Annotated in this window: 7 protein-coding genes and 1 riboswitch; of the genes, 4 read left to right on the forward strand and 3 right to left on the reverse strand. The window is 72.1% G+C overall.

Annotated features, from left to right (window positions below):
* Positions 1–52: 52 nt before the first annotated feature.
* A complete protein-coding gene (locus ACXAHD_RS29630; protein WP_289213332.1) occupies positions 53–1,792 on the reverse strand; it encodes a glycoside hydrolase family 3 protein in 1,740 nt (579 codons plus the stop codon).
* Between the two features lie 97 nt (positions 1,793–1,889).
* A complete protein-coding gene (locus ACXAHD_RS29635) occupies positions 1,890–2,381 on the reverse strand; it encodes a DUF3145 domain-containing protein (RefSeq protein WP_123602869.1) in 492 nt (163 codons plus the stop codon).
* A 409-nt stretch (positions 2,382–2,790) separates the two neighbouring features.
* On the opposite strand from ACXAHD_RS29635, the gene ACXAHD_RS29640 reads away from it, so the two are divergent.
* Positions 2,791–3,120, forward strand: a complete 330-nt coding sequence (locus tag ACXAHD_RS29640; RefSeq protein ID WP_278170518.1) for a hypothetical protein — start codon at positions 2,791–2,793, stop codon at positions 3,118–3,120.
* A gap of 102 nt (positions 3,121–3,222) precedes the next feature.
* Here ACXAHD_RS29640 and ACXAHD_RS29645 read toward each other — a convergent pair whose 3' ends face one another.
* Positions 3,223–3,882: a carbonic anhydrase gene (locus tag ACXAHD_RS29645; protein ID WP_281550902.1), complete on the reverse strand. Its 660-nt coding sequence runs from the start codon at positions 3,880–3,882 to the stop codon at positions 3,223–3,225.
* A gap of 486 nt (positions 3,883–4,368) precedes the next feature.
* On the opposite strand from ACXAHD_RS29645, the gene ACXAHD_RS29650 reads away from it, so the two are divergent.
* From ACXAHD_RS29650 to ACXAHD_RS29660, 3 genes are all read left to right on the forward strand, one after another.
* The gene (locus ACXAHD_RS29650) at positions 4,369–6,513 is read left to right on the forward strand and encodes a HelD family protein (RefSeq protein ID WP_289213333.1); all 2,145 of its coding nucleotides are present in this window, start codon (positions 4,369–4,371) and stop codon (positions 6,511–6,513) included.
* Between the two features lie 45 nt (positions 6,514–6,558).
* Positions 6,559–7,467 carry a cation diffusion facilitator family transporter gene (locus ACXAHD_RS29655; protein WP_289213334.1) on the forward strand — a complete coding sequence of 303 codons (909 nt, stop codon included), beginning with the start codon at positions 6,559–6,561 and terminating at the stop codon, positions 7,465–7,467.
* A gap of 168 nt (positions 7,468–7,635) precedes the next feature.
* Positions 7,636–7,766, forward strand: a riboswitch (cyclic di-AMP (ydaO/yuaA leader).
* A gap of 67 nt (positions 7,767–7,833) precedes the next feature.
* Positions 7,834–8,934: a coiled-coil domain-containing protein gene (locus tag ACXAHD_RS29660; RefSeq protein ID WP_289213615.1), complete on the forward strand. Its 1,101-nt coding sequence runs from the start codon at positions 7,834–7,836 to the stop codon at positions 8,932–8,934.
* Positions 8,935–9,061 lie beyond the last annotated feature (127 nt).

A 9,061-nucleotide genomic window follows, 5' to 3' on the forward strand; every position in this document is an offset into this window, starting at 1 on the left:
GCTCCGGCCCGACCGGGCCGGAGCGCCGTCGGCGTCTGGTCGACGCGCGTGGTCACCCGGTGCAACTGGTGGCAGGCAGGCCGGACACCGGCACCGGCAACCGGCCGGGTGCCGGTACGGCACCCCGCAGCACGTCGGCCAGCGCGGACATCGCCGCCGGGCTCGACGAGTAGGTGGCCAGCAGCGTCGCGGACCGTGCCTCGGCGAGCAGGTACGGGGTGTCCATGGCAACGGTCACCGCTGCGTTGACGTTCAGGTCGGACGGGCCGTCGCCGTAGCCGACCAGGTGCACGACCGTACCGCCCTGGCCGACCACCTCGGCCCCGGCGGCGCGCAGCTCCTCGATCAACAGCGCCCGGGTACGCTCCCGGCCACCCGAGGCGGTGACGGTCACCGGCCCGTCGACCCCGGCGCAGTCCCCACGCACCTGGGTGACGGCGGCAGCGGCCAACCGCCGCGCGGCGGCGTAGTGGTCTTCGGCGCCGAGCACCGTCATCGGCGGGGTGGTCTCCTCGGCGAGCCGCTGTTTGAGGGTCAGCACCCGGGTGACCGCCTGCACGAGTCGCGCCCGGGGCAGTGACCCGTCGAGCAGCGCGGCGAGCAGACCCTCGTACGCGGCCGTCACGTCCGGCGGCATGAGGATCAGGTCGTTACCGGCGTTGATCGCCGCGACGGCCGCGTCGCCGGGCGACAACGCGCGGGCCGGAGCCATGTTCATCCCGTCGGTGACCACCACCCCGTCGAAGCCGAGTTCGCCGCGGAGCAGGTCGGTGAGGACCTTGCGGGAGAACGTCGCCGCCACCCCTGGGTCGACCGCGGCGACGTCCAGGTGTCCGGACATCACCAGGCCGGCGCCGGCGTCGATGCCGGCCACGAACGGCGGCAGGTCGGCGGCGGCGAGAGCGTTCCGGTCCTGGTCGAGCACGGGCAGGTCGCCGTGGGAGTCGACAGCGGTGTGGCCATGCCCCGGAAAGTGCTTGAGGGTGGCCGCGACGCCGGCCGTCTGCAGGCCACGGACGGCGGCGGCGACCTGTCCGGCCGCCGCGTCCGGGTCGGCGCCGTACGACCGGGAGCCGATCACCGTGCTGTTCACCCCGAGGACGTCGGCGACCGGTGCGAAGTCGACGTTGACGCCGAGCGCCGCGAGTTCGGTACCGGCCGCCCGCCAGGCCGCCTCGGTCAGCTCCGGCTGCCCGGCCGCACCGGCCGCCATCGCGCTGGGCAGCAACGTCACCCCCTGGTTGATCCGGGTGACGATGCCGAACTCCTGGTCGGTGCCGATCAGCAGTGGCAGCTCGCCGACGCCGTCGGGCAGCGCGGCGGCGGGCAACCGCCCGGCGGCGTCCTGCAGCCCGGTGGTCAGCTCCCGCACCTGGGTGGTGCTGTCGACGTTGGTGGTGGGTTGGTTGCTGCCGGTCGGGTCGTCGGCCGAGAAGCCGACCAGGATCAGGCCGCCGACCCGGTAACGGTCGATCATCTCGGCCGGCGTGTCGACTCCGGCGAGCTGCTGGTTACCGGCCGCCGACCCCGGTGAGACCTCGGTCGCGGACGCTCCGTACGCGTACGGCATCAGCACCTGACCGACCAGGTCCTCGTCACTGAGAGTCGCGACCAACCGGGCGGCCGGCGATGCGGCAGGGCTGGCTTTCGGCTCGCTGGAAGGGCCTTCCGGGCTGCTGGGAGTGCTGGCTTCAGGACGGTCGCCGGGTCCGGCGCAGCCGCTCGTGACGCCGAGGACGGCCAGCAGAACGGAGGCGATTGTTACGCGGGGTGAGGGGAGCACACCGGCCATCCCATCAGGCTACGGTCGCGGCGGCAACCCGTGCCCGGCTGGCGCAGCTTCCGCGCCCGGCTCACCCGGCCGGATCAGCCCACCCGGGTGACCCGGATCAGCCCACCCGGGTGAGCAGGGTCACCGGCGCTCCTTCACCGGCGTGCCGGTACGGCTCGAGTTCGGTGTCCCAGGCGGTGCCCATCGCCTTGTCGAGGGCGTGCGCAATCGCTTCGGGAGCCGGCGACGCCGCAATGATCGCCCGGATCCGGTCCTCACCGAGCTGGATGTCACCGGCTGCCCCGATAGTGGCCCGGAACAGGCCGCGACCGGGTACGTGCATGAACCGCTCGCCGTCGGCGCCCGGGCTGGGTTCCTCGGTGACTTCGAAACGGGTCATCGGCCACTGCCGTAGGGCAGCGGCCAGCTCAGCCCCGGTCCCCGCCCGACCGGTCCAGCTGCACTCGGCACGCCGGCCGTTCGGATCGAGCGGCTGAGCGGTCCAGTGCAGGTTGACCGGCGCGACGAGGACGCGCGATATCGCCCATTCGACGTGAGGGCACACGGCGAGCGGGGTCGAGTGGACGTATACGACGCCACGCGTTGGCACGGTGACCTCCCGGAGAGCGAGGTGCGTCTTCCCCTACGACCTCGACCACCGGGCGGTGTGACCAATGATGACTGTTGTGACGGGTGGTGCGCCAGTGAATCGGCAAACTGGTCGAAAAATTGTCGCCGCCCGGCTCCCGGGTCCGCTCCGCCGCTGGGAATGACAGCCACGGGTGCGTCGTTGTCCCTGCTGGTCGGCCGGAAGCCAGGGCCGAGATCGAGGTGGCCAGCCGGTCTGCGGCCGGCCGTCCGGTAAGATGAGGGCGGCGTATGCCCGACACCCGGCGAACCCGTTCGTGTGATCCGTCGTACCGCCAGTTCCGTCCGTATCACCAGTGTTGCCAGTACCACCAGCTTTGCCAGTACCGCCAGTCCTGTCCGTACCGTCAGTCCTGCAAGGGAGTCCCCCCGTGGCGAGCAACACCTCCAAGACCGCGCGCGCGTCAGTCCGCGCCGGCCAGGCCGGTCAGGGTGGTGCCCTGAGCGTCCTCGGCGAGTTCAAGTACCTGATCCCGCTCAACGGCGGCAAGCACGCCTATGTCCGCAACCTCACCAACGGGAAGACCGCTCACCTGCGGACCGACTCGGACGCGTTCGTGGAGGAGATCCGGTCGCTGGCCGGTGCCGGCCACGCCGCGAAGATCCGGTTGGAGATCAACGCGCTGGCGGCCGCCCACCCGGGTCACGGCTGGGAGCTGACCGAGAAGCGGCTCGTCGAGGCCGGGGTCTTCGAGGCCTGAGCATGATCTGACGGATCGACGACGACCCGGACCTGGACCGGCCCCGCCGGGCGGCACGCCCGACGGGGCCGTTTCCGTCGCTGGTGTTGGCGGCCGCGCTGCTCAGTTGAGCAGTTCCACCTGGCCGTTTCCGAGGTCGTAGACCCCGCCGGTGACGTCGATCCGCCCGTCCGCGAGCGCCGCGGCGAGCAACTCCACCTGCCGGAGCCGCTGCACGGTCCGCCGCACGTGGGCCCGTACCGCGAGGGGCTGCACGTCCGGGTGCCCGACACCGACCTCGGTCACCGCCGGAGCGATCTGCTCGACCAGGTACCCGATGCTGCCGGTCGGGCGGCTACCCGTGCGTTGCGCGCTGATGGTCGATGCCACCGCCCCGCACCGCTCGTGTCCGAGCACGATGACCAACGGCACACCCAACGCGCCGACGGCGAACTCGATCGACCCGATGATCGCCTGGTCCAGCACCTGGGCGCCGGACCGCCCGACGCAGATCGAGCCGAAGTTCTGGTCGAAGATTGCTTCCAGTGGCACCCGCGAGTCGATGCAACCGAGCACGAACGCGATCGGATACTGCTCGCCGAGCGCCGCGCTGGCGGCAGCTGCCGACACGTCGTGACCGTGCCGTGGTCGTCCGGTGACGAAGCGCTGGTTGCCGGCCAGCAGCTCGGCCAGCGCCTCGGCCGGGCCGGGGTGATCGGGTGGTGGCGGGCCGGACGGACGCGGTGCCCGGGAATCCGGCATCGGGAACGACGGTGACGACATGGTTGCAGCGTGGCGTGCTACTGGCCGGTCGGGAAGGCAGTTGCGAGTCTTCTCACCGTGCTGGTTCCAGATCCGACCTACCGGGGTACGTCCCAGTCGGGACCGCCAGCGACACGGGCGGAGGTGACTCGGTGGGCAGGCCTCAGGAGTTCAGCGTCCGGCTGCCGGACGGAGCGGTGCTGCGCGGGCGGTCGAGCGGCAACGACCGGACCGGGTGCCGGCCGCCCTCGTCGAGGTGCTCGGCAGGGCGGCCGTACCTGGTGACCACCTTCGCCGGGCGGCCCCCTGCTGAGGCGGATCGAGGTTCGCCGGCGCCCTGGGAGCCGGCGCCGGGTTGGCGCGCGGACGGTAACGTCGTAAGGCTGCCGGGTCGGACCATCTGACGGGGGCACCACGCTCCGTCGTCGCCGCCCGGCGCCGTGACCGTCCGCCGGCGGACCGGCCGCCCTGCCCCGGCTGGCCCGCCCTCGCCCAGGAGCCGCAGCGTTGACCGACGCCACCACGCTGGACCAGGAGATCGCCGCCGAGCAGCGGCACGTCGACCGGGTGTACGCCCGGTTGGCGCAGCTACGCCAGGACGCGGTACGCGCCGAGCGGGACGGCTACCGCCTTGCCCGGGTGGGCAACGTCGGCGCCCTGGTGGAGCGCGACGCGATGGTCTTCCACGCGGCCCGGCGGCGGCATCTGCTCGACGCCGAGCACGAAGGGCTGGTGTTCGGCCGGCTCGATCTACGCGACGGCGCGGTGCTGTACGTGGGTCGGCTCGGGGTGCGCGGCGAGCGGGCCGAGCCGCTGCTGGTCGACTGGCGCGCCCCGGCCGCCGCCGCGTTCTACCAGGCGACGCCGGCCCGACCGCAGGGCGTGGTGCGGCGGCGCACCATCCAGTCCCGGGGCGAGCGGGTCACCGGCGTCTCCGACGACCTGCTGGATCCGGCGGCCGCGCCGGCCGGGATGCGGGTGGTCGGCGACGGTGCGCTGCTGGCCACCCTGGCCCGGGCCAAGGGACGTGGGATGCGCGACATCGTGGCCACCATCCAGCAGGAGCAGGACCAGGCGATCCGGTCGCCCGCCACCGGGGTGACGATCGTCTCGGGCGGCCCCGGCACCGGCAAGACCGCGGTCGCGCTGCACCGGGCGGCGTACCTGCTCTATTCGGACCGGAGCCGGTTCGCCGGCGGCGGCATCCTGGTCGTCGGCCCGACCGGGGTCTTCGTCGAGTACATCGCCGCGGTGCTGCCGGCCCTGGGTGAGGACAGCGCCACCCTGAGGTCGCTGGGGTCGCTGCTGCCGGGGGTGTCGGCGACCCGGACGGATCCGGCGGCGGTCGCCGTGCTGAAGGGGTCGCTACGGATGCGGCGGGTGCTGGAACGGGCGGTACGTGACGCGGTACCGGACGGGCCGACCGAGCTACGTCTGCTCTACCGGGGGCAGTTGCTGCGGCTACGCGGCCCGGAGCTGGACGGCATCCGGGCCCGGGCGCTGCCCCGGGGTGCCCGGCGCAACGAGGTCCGGCGGGCCGGTATCGACGGGTTGTTCGAGGCGCTGTGGGCGCAGGCCCGGCAGTTGGTGGCCCCGGCCCGGCTGCCCGGCCAGGCCGAGTTCGAGGACGAGTTGTCGGACCGGGACGATTTCCGGGACTTCCTGCGGGCCTGGTGGCCCCGGCTGCTGCCGCGACATGTGCTGGGCTGGCTGGCCCGGCCGGGCCGGCTGCATCGGTACGCGCGAGGCGTGCTCGACCCGGCCGAGATCACGGTGCTGTCCGACGCCTTCGGTGACCTGGTGGACCACGGACCGACGATCGCGGACGTGGCGCTGCTGGACGAGTTGGACGAACTGCTCGGCCGGCCGCCGCAGCCCCGCCGCAAGCACCGGGATCCGTTCCGGGTGGCCGGCGGGGTACGTGAGGTGACGACCTTCGCCGACCGGGAGCGGGCAGCCCGCGTCACCGCCCGGGAGCGGCCGGCCGACTACCGGGAGTACGCCCACGTGGTGGTCGACGAGGCGCAGGACGTGTCGCCGATGCAGTGGCGGATGGTCGGGCGCCGGGGCCGGCTGGCCTCCTGGACGGTGGTCGGGGATCCGGCACAGACCGCGTGGACCGGGGATCCGGCCGAGCTCGCCCAGGCCCGGGACCGCGCGTTGGGGCGGCGACCGCAGCGGGAGTTCCAGCTGACCACGAACTACCGCAACCCAGCGGAGATCTTCGAACTGGCCGCCGGGGCGATCCGCGAGGTCGCCCCGGACGCCCCGTTGCCGACGGCGGTCCGGGCGACCGGGGTGGCACCGCGCCGGGACCGGGTCTCCGCGGCGGCGCTGCCGGCCGCCGTCCGCGCCGCGACCGCCGAGATGCTGGCGGCGGTGGAGGGGACGGTCGGCGTCATCGCCCCGGTGACCCGGCGCGACGAGGTCGCCGGCTGGCTCGGCGGGTTGGCGACCTCGCGGCTGCAGGTGGTGTCGAGCCTGCAGGCGAAGGGCATGGAGTACGACGCGGTGGTGCTGGTGGCCGGCGAGGAGATCCGCGCCGAGTCCGAGGCCGGGGTGCGCACGCTCTACGTCGCGCTCTCCCGGGCGACCCAGCGGCTGGTCACCATCGACCTCGACCAGGAGTCGATTGCACATATTGCCATGTGAGCATTAGTCTGCCGACGAGACGCCGGGCAACGGAGGGTGGCAGGCGTGGGAGTCGGACACGATCACTGTGCCGGGAGCACCGGCCAGCGACACTACGGGTGCCTCTGGGCCGCCTTCGCCCTGCTGGCGGTCTTCATGGTCGTCGAGGCCGTCACCGCGCTGGCGACCGGCTCCCTGGCACTGCTGTCCGACGCCGGGCACATGTTCACCGACGTACTCGGCATCGGTATGGCGCTCGCGGCGATCGCCGCGACCCGACGACCGACCGGGGAGCCGCAGCGCACCTTCGGCCTCTACCGCCTCGAGGTGCTCGCCGCGCTGGCGAACGCCGTACTGCTCGCCGGGGTCGCACTCTACGTTCTGGTGGAGGCGGCTCGCCGGTTCGCCGATCCGGAGCCGGTGATGGTCGGCCCGATGCTGGTGGTGGCGATCGCCGGACTGCTCGCCAACATCGTCGCCTTCGCCCTGCTGCGCCAGGGGGCCAGGGAGAGCCTCAACGTACGGGGCGCCTACCTGGAGGTGCTCGGTGACCTGCTCGGCTCGGTGGGGGTGCTGGTGGCCGCCACGGTGATCGCCACCACCGGCTGGTGGTACGTGGACCCGCTGGTCGCCGTCGGTGTCGGGGCGTTCATCCTGCCGCGTACCTGGCGGTTGGCGCGGGCCGCGCTGCGCATCCTGGTGCAGGCGGCGCCGGAGCATGTCGAGGTCGACCGGGTTCGCAGCCGGCTGGCCGCTGTGCCGGGCGTCTGCGACGTGCACGACCTGCATGTCTGGACGCTCACCCCGGGCATGGAGGTGGCCTCGGCACACCTGGCCGTGACCCCGTCAGCCGAGATCGGCACGGTACTGCGGGACGCCCGGGCGGCCCTGCACGACGAGTTCGGTATCGAGCACGCGACGCTGCAGATCGAGCCGCTGGCCCCCGCCGACTCCTGCGGACCGGCTGACTGGTGATTAGCAGATGCTTAAGTTTCGTGACCTTACCGCGACGTTGACAACTACGATCTACGTATATTTCTGATTTTTCTGGATATAACAGACCTATCGATGCCGGGACGGCAGCCCGAGGAACCGGTAGTCTCGGCCCCGGTCTCCGCTCGGGCGGCGCCCCTCCGGCGCCCGCGGAGGCCGTCGCCTAATCGCCGTACGGCGAGCCGGGGAACCACGTACCTGGGGTGCATCCGCGTCACGCGGTAGGGATCTTCCGTCCCGAACCCGTCAGCTAACCCGGTCGGCGGCTGACGGAAGGAATGCACAGTGTCGCGCACAGTCCACAGAAAAACCCGATTCGCGTTATTGGCGGCGTTGACCGCCGCCCTGATGGCCGTCACCGGCACCCCGATCGGCTCGCCGGCCGGAGCCGCCCTGCCCGCCAACCGGCCCGACCGGGTCGACAACGAGGGAGGCACCGACAGCCTGCGCAAGGAGCTCGATGCGGCCTCCAAGGGCTGGATCGACGCCAAGGCGGCGCTCAACCACTCGAAGGGCCGGCAGAAGAAGCTGTCCGAGCAGCTCACCACGGTCGGTGCTGAGCTGGAGCAACGGAACAGGAACGTCGGACACATCGTCGACCGCGCGTACCGCAACGGCAGGCTCGGCCCGGTCTCCGCGTTGCTCAACAGCACCTCACCGGAAGGGTTCGTCGACCGGGCGGCGGCGCTGAGCGCGGTGACCGCCAACGAGGAGAAGCAGCTCCGCGAGCTGTACCGCACCCGTGACCAGGTAACCAGGTCCAAGGCTGCGATCGAGCATGAGATTCGGGAGCAGCAGAAGCAGGTCACCATCATGGACCAGCGCCGGAACCAGGCGGAGCGGGCCCTGGCCGTCGCGGTCGCCGCCGAGAAGCAGGCGGAGGAACAGGCGGAGGAACAGGCGAGGCAGCAGGCGGCGGAGGAGGCCGAGCAGGCCGCCGCCAGCGGATCCTCCGGCTCCGGGTCGTCGGGGTCCGGATCCTCCGGCACCGGGTCGTCGGGATCCGGGTCATCCAGCGCGTCGGCGACTCCGGCACCACGCAACGCGAACGGCTCCTGGCCGGCCGAGTCATGCAACGTCGACGACCCCACCACCTCCGGCTGCATCACACCCCGTACGCTGCACGCCCTGAACCAGGCGAAGGCTGCCGGCTTCACCCGCTACGTGTCCTGCTTCCGCAACGGCAGCTCCGGCGAGCACCCCAAGGGCCGGGCGTGTGACTTCGCCGCCCAGCCCAACGGCTTCGGTGGAGTGGCAACCGGCGGTGACAAGAGCTACGGCGACAACCTGGCGAACTACTACATCAACAACGCCGACCGGCTCGGTGTGCTCTACGTGATCTGGTACAAGCGGATCTGGCTGCCCAGCAGCGGCTGGAAGACGTACAGCGGTGCGGGTGGCGACCCGTCCAGCGACCACACCAACCACGTACACCTGTCGGTGTACTGACGTCCGCGATCGGGGGGGGGGGGGGGAGGAGGGGGAGGGGGGGCAGGGAGCGCCTTTTTTTCTTTGGTGGCGGTCCTTTCGGGGCTTGCTCGCCTAAGATAGAAGAGGACGGGGTGGCTTCCTCCGA

This window comes from Micromonospora sp. ABR4_055 (assembly GCF_056160425.1).